Source organism: Nocardioides panacihumi (assembly GCF_039530925.1).
GTDB lineage: Bacteria > Actinomycetota > Actinomycetes > Propionibacteriales > Nocardioidaceae > Nocardioides > Nocardioides panacihumi.
In genome coordinates, this window is sequence record NZ_BAAAPB010000001.1 from 636,472 (window position 1) to 649,453 (window position 12,982).

A 12,982-nucleotide genomic window follows, 5' to 3' on the forward strand; every position below is an offset into this window, starting at 1 on the left:
CGCGGGCCGCGCCGATCCGCCGCGATCGCCTCGGCGCTGTCACAAGCGATCACCGCCCGACTACGCTGCCGCACTGGACGTTGCGCGGCACCCGACCGCAACGACGGAGGCGCCGATGGCCACGACCGGATCCGTAGCAGCGGCGCGTCTGCGTGCTCAACTGCTCACCGAGCCCGCACCTACGCCCGAGGCGGTCGTCGAGCGGCTGTTGGCAGTGCAGGCCCAGGATGCCCGGGCCTTCCGATTGGCCGTACGGTCCCGGACCGTCGGCTGCACCGTGGACGACGTCGAAGCGGCCCTGACGGAACGGCGATCGTTGGTCGTGTCGTGGCTGTGCCGAGGCACGTTGCACCTGGTCCGGGCCAGCGACTATGCGTGGTTGCACGCGTTGACCGCCCCGCGGATCACGTCAGGCGTGACACGACGATTGGGTCAGCTCGGGGTGGACTCGGCGACGACCGACCGGGCCGTGACGGTCATCTCCGAGACCCTCGCCGACGGTCCGCGCAGTCGGAACCAGCTGCGTGCCACGCTCGACGCCGCTGGCGTGCCGACGGCGGGACAGATCCTGGTCCACCTGCTCGCAGCCGCGTCCCTGCGTGCGTACGTGGTGCGCGGTCCGGTCAAGGACAACGAGCACTGCTTCGTCGATGCCCGACGCTGGCTCGGCGCCGTGGATCCTCCCGACCCCAGTGCCTGCCTCGCCGCGCTGGCGCGGCGTTACCTGGCCGGGCACGGACCGGCGTCGCCACCTGACCTCGCGGCGTACGCCGGGATCCCGCTGACCGCTGCGCGCCGTGCCTTCGACCTCGTCACTGACGAGACCACACCGATCGGCGACGGACTCACGGCGCTCGGAAGCGTCGAGGACAGCGCCGAGCTTCCGGCTCCACGGCTGCTCGGCATGTTCGATCCGATCCTGCACGGCTGGGCCGACCGGGAGTTCGTCACCGCCGGTCACGGTGCCGTGGTCACGACGAACGGGCTGTTCCGCGCCACGGCACTTGTCAACGGCCGCGTCGCCGGAACTTGGAGCTTGAGCAACGGCACGGTGACCTTGAGCCCCCTCGAGCCGCTACCGCACACCGTGCTGGAGGACCTCAGAAGCGAGGCTCTCGACGTCTTGCGCTTCCTGCAGATGCCAGACCGATCCCTCGTCATCCGCCCGACTGCCGGCTAGGTGGGGTTCAGCTCGTGCACCCGCGATCGGGCCTGTCGCCGATCTCCTCGGCAAAGAGCACGGGGAGCGGCTGCACGGTGTCACCGGGTGGTGCGATGCGCTTCCCACGGTGCGCTGTCCGCCGCGAACGCGACCGGCCTGCCGATCGACGGCGACTCTTGCCTACGTCGCGCAAGATGCTCGGCTGGGACGAGCGGCAGTTGTCACTGGATGGGGTCGTCACGCGGGCCCCTTCGGACGCGCTCGTGCTTCGGTCTCGATGATGGCAGTGGTCAGTGGTACGTGTTCGCGGGCTTGCCGCGCCGCGTGGCGCAGCATCCGCTGAGCGACCGTTCCCTGTCCGGCCTCCAGTGCGGCTTGTGCTCCGCGCCAGCGGCTGTAGGCAGCATCACAAGGCCGGTCGAGCTTGTCCCATTCAGCGGCAGCGGCGACCCACAACGGAATCGAGGGTTCGCCGGCCAGGCGCGCTGTCTCTGCTTTCCAAGCTGCACCGAGCGCCGGGTCGTCTGCCCTGCCGGTCGCGAAGAGGTCCTCTGGACCGCGCCGACGTCGAAGCATGAGGTCTCGAAGGTGGGTTCTGCGCTCGGCGGCGCTCGCACCTTCCCGTTCGGCCAGGTCGGCGGCGGCCCTCGCCGTCAGGACGAACGCCTTCCCGAGTGCGTTGGCGAGCGTGGTTCCGAGGACGTCATCCAGCAGGCGATGCAGCAGCACCAGGGCGCTTGCGGGTACGCCGCTCCACAGGTCGATGAGGGCGACTTGGTCGACGATGTCGATCCGGTCGAGCATCATGCCGGTCTGGTAGAGCATGGAGGTGTCGTCGTCGCGAAGCGGAGCCATGCGCGCCCGAGCGGCGGCGTGAAGTCCGCGGAGGGCGTCGAGGTGTGCTCGCTCGAGGTGGAGTGGCCAGTGTCCGACGTCGTATGGACCTTCGGTGACCGGGTCGATGAGGGTGGCGGCGCGGCTGATGAGGCCGGCGCGGATGAGCGCTTGGGAGATGTTGTCCCGGATCAGGTTCGCCTGCCAGCTCTCAATGCCGGCGGTTGCTGCGGCCTCGAGGCCACGCGCTCCGGCGGCTTCGACCTTCTGGGCGCTCGCACCCGCACGGAACAACATGTCGGTGACGTAGACGCCGATGCGGATGTCGCCACGTGGGTCGACGTCTGCGGGCAGGAGAGCCTGCGCGCGGGTCGCGGTCCGCAGCGCTCGGTCCACGTCACCGGCATCGGCCTCATGCCATGCCTGGATGGCGAGCATCTGACGGTGCAAGGACGCTTGGCCGATCGCCTCGGCAACTTGCGCAGCTCTGGTCGCCACCTGACGGGCTTCGCTGAATCGGCCCAGCAGCACCAGCTGGTTGTGCTGGGCGTCGAGCGCGTGCACGTGTCCCTCGCTCAACGGCAGCTCGTCGTAGAGGGCGAGGGCCTGCTCCAACAGGGCAAGCCCGACGTCGGCCGATTCGCGCGCTCCGCGGAAGTCGGCGGCGCGGACCAGGATGGCGGCCTTGTCCTCGATTCGGGCATCGGGCAGACGGCCCTCTGCTTCGGCGACCACGTCGATCGCTCGGTCGAACTGCATGGAGGCCTTGAGTGCGTCGATTGCGACCACGTACACCGCGGCGAGGGTGACGGGCGGCGTTCCGGCCTCCCGGAGATCGTCGGGCCAAAGCTCGATCACGCGCAACCACTGCTCACTCTCCAAAGCTGCGGCAAAGCGCAGGGCCGCCGTCCGCGCAGCACGGATCCGCCAGACGATCTCCTGGCCAGGGTCGTCGGCATGGCGCCAGTGCTCGGCGACCTCTGCCGGCTCAGGCTCGGTCCGGTCTGCCAGCGCGATGGCGAGTCGACGGTGTTCCTCGGCCGCCTCCGGGCCGACGAGCCGGCGTCGGATGGCCTCGGCAAGCAGCGGATGGCGCAGCTCGACGGCGCGGTTCGTCGCGGCGGCCAGCAGACACCGGTCGGCGAGCTCGTGGAGCCCGCTCGTCAGGTCGGCCGGCGCCAGGTCGGTGACGGCCGCGAGCACCTCGCCACTCAAGGGCCGGTCTGCCACACCGAGTGCGCGGGCGAGCCGCCAGGACGCCGTGTCGAGTCCGTCAAGGCGCCGGTCGAGCAGGTCGGCGAGAACGTCAGGCAGTGGTTGGTCGTCGCCTGCTTGGGCAGCCAGCTGCTCGGTGAACAGCGGCTGACCGACCGACCGCCGGTAGATCCGATCGACCTGCGACGGTGTCGGCCGCTGTCCACCCAGCAGGGCGAGCTGCTCTGCGGTCTCGTCACGCGTGAGTGGAGCCAGGGTCAGCTCGTCGACGTCGGACATCCGTCGCACCCGTGTCAGCCAGTCCCGAACGGAGGCAGGCACCGTGGGGTCGTCCTTGCGCCAGGTGCCGACCAGCGGGATGCCTGGGCCGACTGTCAGCAGGTGCTCGACAAGGTCGAGCGTGGTCGAATCGGCCCAGTGGAGGTCCTCGATGACGACCGCGAACGGTCGGATGGCCGCCAAAGCGCGCCACGTCGTGGCGACCCCCGTGAACAGGCGCTGGCGCCACCAGCCATCCCCCGACGCTACGGGGTGATCGACCGGTTCGCGGACTTCTTCGTCGAGCTCAGGTAGGAGCCGACGCAGCACGCCCGACACGTACGGCGGGCCGGCGTCAATGGCCTCCGCGAGCCATCGTCCGTCTTCTTCGGCGAGCACCGTCCGCAGCACATCGGCGACGGGCAGCAGCGGCACTTGGGCTGACAACGGCAGACCGGCGCCTCGGGCCACAAGGACAGCGCTCGTCTCGCTGACCGCCGCATCGAGCAGCCGGGTCTTCCCGATGCCGGCCTCGCCAGTCACCAGCAACAGGCCGGAGCCCCGCGCGAGATGACGCCGTACACGTGCAAGCTCGGTCGCTCGGCCGGCGAGTCGTGGCTCCGACGCCGCGCCCGGGCTGCTCGCGGCCAGCCACAGCCGATGGAACTCTGCGACGTCGCCGCCCAAAGCGTCGACGACAACCTCCAGAACTCCCCACGACGGCAGCCGGGGTGAGGAGAAGACCGTCGCGACCGTGGTGTGCGAGCAGCCCGCCCGGTGCGCCAACGTGCGCAAGCTCGGCCAGCCGGCCCGGTGATGGAGGGCATGGAGCGCGTCGACCAGGTCCCGCTGGGCACCCGGCGGAACCTCCGGCCGCTGCAAACCCGCCACCGCGCCTCCCGCCAGAGACCTGTACGGGCTCCAGCATCCTCCCGCTGGAAAGTTCTGTCAGGTGGCGGAAAGAGGGTGCCGTCGGGTTCGACGGTGGTGGTCCAACCATCCATCAACCACCTCGGACCAAGTGCCGAGGGACCCGGGAGGAACGATGTACCCGACCATCAGCCCTGCCGCGGCGAAGACGGCTGCGGTGATGCACCAGGCAGACATCCAGACGCAGGTCGAGCGTCTTCGGCTCACCACCCGAGCCCGTCACAGCCGGCACTCCGGCCGGGAACTCGCACCTTCCCTGAGCAGGAGACCGTGATGAACATCGTGATTCTGCTCGCCGGCGCCGCACTCGCCGGTCCCAGCCTCATCGGGCCCCCGACACCCACGACTCTCCCCGGTCCCTCGCCCCAACCGGTCGCAGAGGTCTGCAGTGCAGCGTCAGCAACCACGACCTTCGACTCCGACCAGTACGTCGCGGGTCGAAAGGCCGCGCTCTCGCTCCAACGTGCCGAACACGCCTGGACCACCGGCGCCAAGGAGCCGAGCGATGGTGCCCGCATCAGCGATGCGCATGGTCGACACCCGGGCAGCCACCATCCCTCGGACGGAGTGAACTACCTCGCCAAGCAGTTCCCGTGAGCACCGACTGCCCGTTGCCATCTGGCCCCAACCTCTCGGTTGGGGCCAGAACGCCGGGCAGTCCGGTGTCGGGCGTTCGGCCTGGGCCGCAGCCTGTCAACCGGCGTCGCCGATGAGTGGGAGCATCAGCGCCGGATGCCGGCGATCACCACCGGGTGTCGGGGGGATCAGGGGAGCTGCGTCTCCGTTGAGTCCGGTCCGGAACACGTAGGGCTGGTAGACGGCGTCACGATCGAGCACAAGGAGGTGCGAGGGGTCCTCCCAGACCAGGTCGCCGTCTGGGCCTGCCTGGCCGACGCCGTAGGTGGTCTTCCCGACCCCATGCGGGTGCGCCGGGGTGACGCTGCTTCGGGGCGCCACCGTCAACCCGTCCTCCCCCCGCCAGGCGACGTAGCGATGATCGGGGCTCAGGACGTTGCCGTACCGGTCGCAGGACCGCCACTGGAACAGGCTCGGGTTGGCCGGCTCCTGCTGGCCGACGAGTCTCGGTCCGAGGCATGCCGGATGCCCGAGACGGACGCTTCGTGGGGCGACGGCGGGTTTCGCACGGCCCGCGAGGAGCACCCTGACCCGGCCGTGCGGCCCGGTCCAGGCGACTGCGGCGCGGTCCGCCGGGACGTTGACCCCTCCGGTGCGTGGGTAGGTGCGCAGCTCGCCGACGCTGTCGAGCACGGCGAGGCTGCCCTTGCCGATCAGGACCACTTCTCCATCGCTGAGCTCGACGAAGTCGGTCCACGCCCCGGCGGGCAGGGTGGTCGGCGGGAAGCCGGGCCTGTACAGCACCCCGGAGCGGACGTAGGCGATCCTCGGCGGCTCGACCCTCGCCCGGTGCGACGCGGAGGCGTGGTGCCGTGGCGCGGTCGGGGCGCCATCGGGGATCCCCTGCCAGACCGCCCAGCCCGTCAGCCCGATCAGCGTCACGGCCACAACCGCGCGCGGGCCGTGCCTGCCCCAGCGCCCTCGCCGAGGCGGGCGCGGCGGGCGACCCAGGACGAGGTACTCCTCCGTCATCGAACCGGCCTCACCCCGAGACGGATCCCTCTCGCCCGACGATCTGCACTGCTCAAGGCTCCTCCTCACCCGCGGCCCTGATACTCCTTCAACGCGATGGTGGGCCGATCCGGTTCGTCGGTGGATGAGGCCAGACACGGCCGTCACGACGAACGCAGCGTCGCCGGCCGGCCGCGGTCCTAGACAGAACCCGCCTGGGCAGGCTCGGGCCTGAGGCGACCGAACATGAGGCGGTCACGACGTCGCCCGCGAACGAGAAGGAGGCCGCGGAGGAGCCCTTCGCGTTGGAGGCCCGCCTTCTCCAGGACGCGCACGGAGGCTGTGTTGGCCGGGTCGCACGTGGCAGCCAGCCGCTCGAGCCCGAGCTTCTCGAAACCGAGGTCGACCAGGAGATGCGCCACTTCAGACGCATAACCATGACCCCAACAGTCACGCCGGATCGTGTAACCCAGCTCGCCCACCAGGTGCTCCGGACTCGTGGTCCAGACCGACGCCGACCCGATCAGCTCCTGGCCACGTATGACCGCAAGGTCGTATCGGTCGCTCCGGACGCGAGTGGCGTCAGCGACGAACTTCCGAGTGTCGGCGAGCGTGTTCGGGCCCCAGCCCGTGAAGCGACACACGACCGGATCCGCCGCGAAGGCGTGAACGGCCTCGACATCGGACTCGTCGAACCTCGCGAGCTCCAGTCGCGAACCTGTGATCACCACTTCTCGCCGGGTCTCCGACATCAGTCGCGCGTCTCCTTCACTCGGTATCGCCGCGGCGCCATGGCCGACGGTCGCCAACCCCATCCTTGGAGAGTGCGTCGCTCCGCCGCAAACCGCGCGACGAGAAGGCGGCCCGGCAGACGGTCGCCACAACGGCGCTCCAGGCGCAAGATGGAATCGTGGAGACCTGGGACGCCCTGCGGGCGCGACGAAACGTTCGGCAGTTCACTCAGGAGCGAGTCCCTGATGAGGCGCTCGACCGAATTCTGGATGCTGGGCGACGCGCCCCGTCGGCGGGCAACTGGCAGCCGTGGGACTTCGTGGTCGTCACGGACAGGGAGCAGCTGGTCGAGCTGGCGAAGGTCTGGCAAGGCGCGCGGCATGTCGCGGGTGCGGCGGCCGCGATCGCGATCGTCGCACCAGAGCCGCAGGACGAGCAGCAGGCGGCGCTGCTGCAGTACGACCTCGGCCAGGCGACGTACGCGATGACTGTGGCCGCGGCCGACCTGGGCGTCGGCACCGGGCACGCCGCGGCCTCCGACCAGGACCGAGCCAGGGCCGTCCTCGGCCTCCCAGAGGGACGTTTCCTGGCCTACGTGCTCTCCGTCGGCTATCCCTCGGACAAGCCGCTGGCCGTGATCGAGCGGCTGAACCGACGCCCCTTCGACGAGGTCGTGCATCGCGGAAGGTGGTGACCGCCGCGTCCTTCCGCCGCGATCCTGCGGGACCGACTGGACCCCGTGTGGTGAGCTCGCGGCCCGTCCGGCACGGCCGATCAACGGTTGCCGCGACCACAGATCCGTCGCCTGTCAGATCGATAGGTTGGCCGCCATGGAGTCGCTGAGCGATCTCGTCGACGCCACCGCGGTGGCGGTCGGGTTCTCGGGCGTGGTCCGGGTCGACCTGCAGGGCGAGACGCTGATCGCCAAGGCGTACGGGCTCGCCAATCGTGCGTACGAGATCCCCAACACCCTCACCACCCAGTTCGGGACGGCCAGCGCGACGAAGGGGCTCACGGCCCTGGCGGTGATGGTGCTCGTCGAGCAGGGCAGGCTGGAGCTCACCACGACCGCTCGCTCGCTCCTCGGCGACGATCTCCCCGAGATCGCCGCAGACGTCACGGTGGAGCACCTGCTCGGGCACCGCTCCGGCATCGGTGACTACCTCGACGAGGACGAGCTCGACGACATCACCCAGTACGTGATGCGCGTGCCGGTCCACCAGCTCGCGACCCCTGAGGATTACCTCCTGGTCCTGTCGGGCCACCCGACGGCCTACCCCGCCGGGGACCGCTTCGCCTACAACAACGCCGGCTACGTCGTCCTCGCCGTGCTGGTTGAGCGAGCCAGCGGTGTCGGCTACCACGAGCTGGTACGCCGACGCGTGCTCGAACCCGCAGGCATGACCGACACGGCCTTCCTGCGCTCGGACGAGCTTCCCGCAGGTGCCGCTCGCGGCTACCTGGCCCGTGATGGGCTGCGGAGCAACGTGCTGCACCTGCCCGTGGTCGGCGTGGGTGACGGCGGGGCCTACTCGACCGCAGCCGACTGCCACCGGCTGTGGCAGGCATTGCAGTCCGGGCGGATCGTGTCCCGCGAGACCTTCGCCCAGATGAGGACGCCGGTGAGCGACTGGCCCGAGGAGTCTCGACGCTACGGCTTGGGCTTCCACCTGCACGCGACAGGCGACGCAGCCTGGCTCGAGGGGTACGACGCCGGGGTGTCGTTCACCAGCCTGCACGACCCCGGCACGCAGCTCACCTACACCGTGATCGCCAACTGGTCCGACGGTGGCTGGCCGCTCGTCGCCCTGCTGAATGACCGCTTCGGCATCTGAGTCCGCTCCAGCGGTGGTTCCCGCCGCCACCATCGAGGCGATAGGCATGACGAATGAACCTACGTCGTCTTGCCTTCGCCGTTCTGCCTGTCGTGGGCGCCGCCGGCCTCGGTGGTCTGGGAGCGCGCAGCGCCCCGAGCACCTATGCCCGACTCGACAAGCCCACGTGGGCGCCACCCGCCTCCGCGTTCGGGCCCGTCTGGAGTGCGCTGTACGCCGCCAACGTCGTCGTCGGGTGGCGGCCCTACGCCTCCTCGCCGAGCGCCCGGCGCCTCCACATGGCTCAACTCGCGCTGAACGCGGTCTGGCCGGCCGTCTTCTTCAGCGCTCGCGAGAAGCGGGCCTCCCTCGCAGTGATCGCTGCTCTGGACGCGACGGTCGCGGTCGAGGTTGCACTGCTCGGCCGGGACGATCCTCTGGCGGCCGCGCTCCTCACCCCGTATCTCGGCTGGTGCGGTTTCGCCACCGCCTTGAACGCGGCGGTCAGCACGCCCGCCGCGGCCGCTCCGTGACCGGTCTGTGCGTCTCACGGCCGAGTGAGAGGATCTCAACGAGCACCGCACCACGCACGACGCGGCACTCCGACAGCGGGAGGCCAGCATGACGCACGGAGCGCTCCGGCTACGCGCAGGCATCACCCTCTTCATCCTGTCCTGGTTTCCGTTCGCGCAGCTCATCATCTGGGCGACCGCCATGACCGAGCCCGACGCCGGCAAGCTCCGCCTCACCATCTGGACCATCCAGTTCCTCATCGGCTTCATCGGCATCGCCCTCGCCGGCGCCGAAACCATCCGCCTCGCGCGAAGCCTCGGCTGGCGCCGTACGCCGACCGCGCTCTGGAGCATGTTGCGCACCGGCCAGGCACCCCAGCAGAGCTGACCGGCGGAGTGCGCACGGGCGTTGATCCGGACCCCTCCACCTCCAGGGCGTTGCGTCCCGAGTCTGATCCAGGCTCCGGTGTCGATGGTTCCGCTCCCCTCGCGCGGCGGATCCTCGCCCGGGGCGTGCAGGCGGCGTAGCCTCGCCCTGTGGAGGACCTGACACCCCGCCAGGCACGTCTGCTCAAGGAGCGGAACCGCCTCGCGCTCGCTGCCGTCCTCCTCGCGGCCGCCGGGCTCACAGCCGCCCTTGTCCCGCTCGACACGGGCAACGGCGGCGCCGGCTACGAGCGGTCCTACTGCGTGGTCGACGGGAGCGTCGCCTGCGCTGTCGGCGTCCATCCGCCGGGCACGCCGTAGCCCAGGTGTCCGTGCCCCGGCGAACGACCGTCTGCCGGACGGCACGCCCCGGTCTCTGGACTGAAGGGGTCAGTAGCCGCTCGAGCCCGGCCAACCATGGGCGTCGATGTACCAGCCCGCCGAGGTCAGCACGACGACCACCAGCAAGGTGAAGAGCAGCCCCCCGGCCACCGGGAGGAACCACCCGGGCGCACGTCTCGATCGCACCGCGACGACCTTCACGACCACGGCACCGAGCACGGCACAACCAAGGACACCGTGGACCACGACCCGTGTCGGCACCTTTCCGCCACCCGCGAAGGTCCCGCTCTCGAGGCCCAGTGCCCACAGGCAGTGGTAGGCGACGATCAGGGTCAAGACGATGGCGGCGATCCCGGTCACGCGATGCGCCGTGCCAAGCCAGGGCGGTGCGGAGATCCCGAGCTTGCCGTAGATCCAGAGCGCACCGACGATCTGAAGCGCCGCAAGCACTCCGACCACCACCGACAGCACGACCTTCATGTCGATGACGGTGGCGAACCCCAGGGTGGTGGTGGCGTCGAGGGATGGGTCGTGGACCTTCCCGAACACCCCGGCCAACAAGGAGATGACTGCCCCTGCGGCGAACGCCGTCAGCGGGACGGCCATGCTCCTCTGCTCGGTGGCATCTGCCATGCCCTCAGGATGACCGGGGTGGACCTGCTTGGGAATGGTCACCCGGGCGAGGTGCCCTGCCCCGTCGCCAGGACTGACCGGCTCCCTCCTGTCCATGTCGAGGCGGGACTACTCTCCCTGGGTGAGTCCGGAAGACGTCGGGCGCTACGCCGAGTCCCTCCCGCTGGTCAAGCGCAAGGGGACCGAGTCACGTCCGGGCTGGTACGTCAACAACCGCTTGGTCGCTCGCCTCCACGACGAGAACACCGTGGTGATCCGGGTTCCTCTCGACGAACGGGAGTCCCTGCTCGCGGCCTATCCGGACAGCTTCGGCGTGCCGCCTCGGATGGAGACCCATCACAAGGTCGAGGCATATCTCGATCGCGCAGACCCACGTGCCGTACGCGCGGCCATCGACCTCGCGTGGCAGATGCAGGCTCGTTGACAGCGGAAGTCCGGGCGAGGTGATCGCCGCCGGTTCCGAAGTGCGTCGTCGCGCCGCGATGGGCACAGAGATCCTCCTGAATGAGCGCAGTCGTGGCCCCGCCCCCAGCGAGCAGTTGGTGGGAATGTGGAGGCTGTGAGACGACACCAGCGCATCACGGCCACCGAGGTGCGCGCGCCGCAGAGCGAGCGCCTTCGCCGGCGCAAGCGGTGGTACTTCGCTCTGATGGGTGCCTGCTTGGCACTCATCCTTCTGGCCTGGAACGTCGTCCGCCTGTGGTCATCCACGGCAGCAGTGGCCATGTCGGTCGTGGCTGCCCTGCTCCCCCCGATCGCGGTGATCATCGGCAACTGGGGCGAGGACCGCTGACGACGACCGTCCCGTGACGACGAGACGATCCGTCGCTTGCGAGGCCTTTCGCAGTGACGCCATGTGGACGCGGCCCTTGAGGCGACTGCCCGTTGCCGGCGGCGGGCTACGGTTGGGACCGCCCGGTCCGGACGACCCGAGGATGACCACATGTCGCGCATCGATCCGCAGACGGTCGTGCTGCACAACCAGAGGCTGTCCTACGTCGAGAGTGGATCCGGCCCGGTGATCCTCTTCATCCACGGGATCCTCGGGTCGCAGCGGCAGTGGGCGCACCTCGTCGACAACATGGACGCCGACCACCGGGTGCTGGTGCCCGACCTGTTCGGTCACGGCGAGTCGGCCAAGCCGGTGGGCGACTACTCGCTCAGCGCGCACGCCGCGACCCTGCGCGATCTCCTCGACCACCTCGGGATCGAGCGCGTCACGCTCGTCGGACATTCGCTCGGCGGCGGCATCGCGATGCAGTTCTACTACCTCTTTCCCGAACGGGTGGATCGCCTCGTCCTGGTCTCCAGCGGCGGCCTGGGCCGTGAGGTCAACCTGATCCTCCGTTCGGCGACGTTGCCCGGTGCCAGGCAGGTGCTCAGCCTCGTGGCCTCGGAGCCGGTCCTGTCCCGCGTCGAAGCCCTGGGCCAGCGTGCGTTCCGCATCGGCTGGCGCCCCACCGCCGACATCGACGCCATGTGGCGGGGGTTCAGCTCGCTCGCGGACCGCGAGAGCCGCAACGCCTTTCTCGCGACCGCGCGTTCGGTGATCGACTTCGGCGGCCAGACCGTCAGCGCGAACGATCACCTCGCAGGCGTACGCCCGATCCCGACCCTCATCGTCTGGGGCTCCAAGGACCGGATGATCCCCGCTTGGCACGCGCTGAACGCACAGCACGCCATCCCCCACTGCCGCGTCGAGCTCTTCGAGGGGGCGGGCCACTTCCCGCATCTCGACGACCCCGACCGCTTCGCGACCGTGCTGCGCGAGTTCATCAGCGAGACCACCGGTCCGGAGACACCGTGAAGCTCCTTCTGACCTCCGCAGGTGTGACGAACACCAGCATCCGCGACGCACTCGTGAAGCTCCTCGGCAAGCCGATCGCCGAGTCCAGCGCGCTGTGCATCCCCACTGCGCAGTACGGGCATCCGATGGTCGGCCCGGGAGTCAGGGCGTGGCAGTTCATCAGCGGCAACTCCGAGAACCCCATGGTCGACCTGGGCTGGAAGTCCGTCGGCGTGCTGGAGCTGACCGCGCTGCCGAGCATCGACGAGGAACGTTGGGTGCCGCTGGTCCGGGAGGCGGACGCCCTGCTCGTTGCGGGTGGGGACGTCCTCTACCTGTGCCACTGGATGCGCGAGTCCGGGCTCGCGGACCTGTTGCCGTCGTTGAGCGAGACCGTCTGGGTCGGGCTCAGCGCGGGGAGCATGGTGATGACTCCCCGTGTCGGGGAGGACTTCATCCAGTGGCGACCGAGCACCGGCGACGTGACCACGTTGGGCGTCGTCGACTTCTCGATCTGCCCCCATCTCGCTGCCGACGGCCTGCCAGGCAACTCCATGGCCGAGGCGGAGCAGTGGGCGGCCGGCATCCCGAACACGGCGTACGCCATCGACGACCAGACGGCGATCACGGTGGTCGACGGCAGCGTCGACTTCGTCTCCGAGGGGCGTTGGGAGCGGCTCCGAAGCCTCAGCTCTGATCCGGAGCAGCCATAGCCGACCCCGGACAACCGAGGTCGTCGGATCTTCACGAG

15 protein-coding genes and 1 pseudogene are annotated in these 12,982 nt (G+C 69.7%); 11 read left to right on the forward strand and 5 right to left on the reverse strand.

The features are described 5' to 3' along the window. Positions 1-115 precede the first annotated feature (115 nt). Entirely contained in the window at positions 116-1,180 is a 1,065-nt protein-coding gene (locus ABD205_RS03020) for a winged helix DNA-binding domain-containing protein (protein WP_344042266.1), read from the forward strand. 219 nt (positions 1,181-1,399) lie between these two features. Here ABD205_RS03020 and ABD205_RS03025 read toward each other — a convergent pair whose 3' ends face one another. Both ABD205_RS03025 and ABD205_RS22605 read right to left on the reverse strand, forming a co-directional pair. Continuing rightward, a complete protein-coding gene (locus ABD205_RS03025; protein ID WP_344042268.1) occupies positions 1,400-3,199 on the reverse strand; it encodes an ATP-binding protein in 1,800 nt (599 codons plus the stop codon). A gap of 435 nt (positions 3,200-3,634) precedes the next feature. Further along, positions 3,635-4,360, reverse strand: a pseudogene (locus ABD205_RS22605) (AAA family ATPase); the annotation flags it as partial. 312 nt (positions 4,361-4,672) lie between these two features. Here ABD205_RS22605 and ABD205_RS03035 point away from each other — a divergent pair. Continuing rightward, complete coding sequence (locus ABD205_RS03035; protein WP_344042272.1) at positions 4,673-4,996, forward strand: hypothetical protein; 324 nt, start codon at positions 4,673-4,675, stop codon at positions 4,994-4,996. 96 nt (positions 4,997-5,092) lie between these two features. On the opposite strand, the gene ABD205_RS03040 is transcribed toward ABD205_RS03035, so the two are convergent. Beyond that, positions 5,093-5,917, reverse strand: coding sequence for a hypothetical protein (locus ABD205_RS03040; RefSeq protein ID WP_344042274.1), 825 nt, complete (start codon positions 5,915-5,917; stop codon positions 5,093-5,095). Between the two features lie 269 nt (positions 5,918-6,186). After that, on the reverse strand, positions 6,187-6,801 hold the full coding sequence (locus ABD205_RS03045; RefSeq protein WP_344042276.1) for a GNAT family N-acetyltransferase: 615 nt from the start codon (positions 6,799-6,801) through the stop codon (positions 6,187-6,189). Positions 6,802-6,896: 95 nt separating this feature from the next. On the opposite strand from ABD205_RS03045, the gene ABD205_RS03050 reads away from it, so the two are divergent. From ABD205_RS03050 to ABD205_RS03070, 5 genes are all read left to right on the forward strand, one after another. Next, a complete protein-coding gene (locus tag ABD205_RS03050; protein WP_344042278.1) occupies positions 6,897-7,412 on the forward strand; it encodes a nitroreductase family protein in 516 nt (171 codons plus the stop codon). A 136-nt stretch (positions 7,413-7,548) separates the two neighbouring features. Next, positions 7,549-8,553 carry a serine hydrolase domain-containing protein gene (locus ABD205_RS03055; RefSeq protein ID WP_344042280.1) on the forward strand — a complete coding sequence of 335 codons (1,005 nt, stop codon included), beginning with the start codon at positions 7,549-7,551 and terminating at the stop codon, positions 8,551-8,553. Between the two features lie 53 nt (positions 8,554-8,606). After that, positions 8,607-9,065, forward strand: coding sequence for a TspO/MBR family protein (locus ABD205_RS03060; RefSeq protein WP_344042282.1), 459 nt, complete (start codon positions 8,607-8,609; stop codon positions 9,063-9,065). 88 nt (positions 9,066-9,153) lie between these two features. After that, positions 9,154-9,432, forward strand: coding sequence for a hypothetical protein (locus tag ABD205_RS03065; protein WP_344042284.1), 279 nt, complete (start codon positions 9,154-9,156; stop codon positions 9,430-9,432). A gap of 149 nt (positions 9,433-9,581) precedes the next feature. Continuing rightward, entirely contained in the window at positions 9,582-9,791 is a 210-nt protein-coding gene (locus ABD205_RS03070; RefSeq protein ID WP_344042286.1) for a hypothetical protein, read from the forward strand. A gap of 69 nt (positions 9,792-9,860) precedes the next feature. Here the strand turns inward: ABD205_RS03070 and ABD205_RS03075 are convergent, their stop codons facing one another. Beyond that, complete coding sequence (locus tag ABD205_RS03075; protein WP_344042288.1) at positions 9,861-10,445, reverse strand: DUF6529 family protein; 585 nt, start codon at positions 10,443-10,445, stop codon at positions 9,861-9,863. A gap of 121 nt (positions 10,446-10,566) precedes the next feature. Here ABD205_RS03075 and ABD205_RS03080 point away from each other — a divergent pair, with 121 nt between their 5' ends. The 4 genes from ABD205_RS03080 (at position 10,567) to ABD205_RS03095 (ending at position 12,944) form a co-directional block, all read left to right on the forward strand. Further along, positions 10,567-10,869 (forward strand): MmcQ/YjbR family DNA-binding protein, encoded by a 303-nt coding sequence (locus ABD205_RS03080; protein WP_344042290.1) that lies wholly within the window; start codon positions 10,567-10,569, stop codon positions 10,867-10,869. A 135-nt stretch (positions 10,870-11,004) separates the two neighbouring features. After that, positions 11,005-11,238 carry a DUF3099 domain-containing protein gene (locus ABD205_RS03085; RefSeq protein ID WP_344042292.1) on the forward strand — a complete coding sequence of 78 codons (234 nt, stop codon included), beginning with the start codon at positions 11,005-11,007 and terminating at the stop codon, positions 11,236-11,238. A gap of 150 nt (positions 11,239-11,388) precedes the next feature. After that, positions 11,389-12,252, forward strand: a complete 864-nt coding sequence (locus tag ABD205_RS03090) for an alpha/beta fold hydrolase (RefSeq protein ID WP_344042294.1) — start codon at positions 11,389-11,391, stop codon at positions 12,250-12,252. Then, on the forward strand, positions 12,249-12,944 hold the full coding sequence (locus ABD205_RS03095) for a Type 1 glutamine amidotransferase-like domain-containing protein (protein ID WP_344042296.1): 696 nt from the start codon (positions 12,249-12,251) through the stop codon (positions 12,942-12,944). Before ABD205_RS03090 ends, ABD205_RS03095 begins: the two co-directional genes overlap by 4 nt. Positions 12,945-12,982 lie beyond the last annotated feature (38 nt).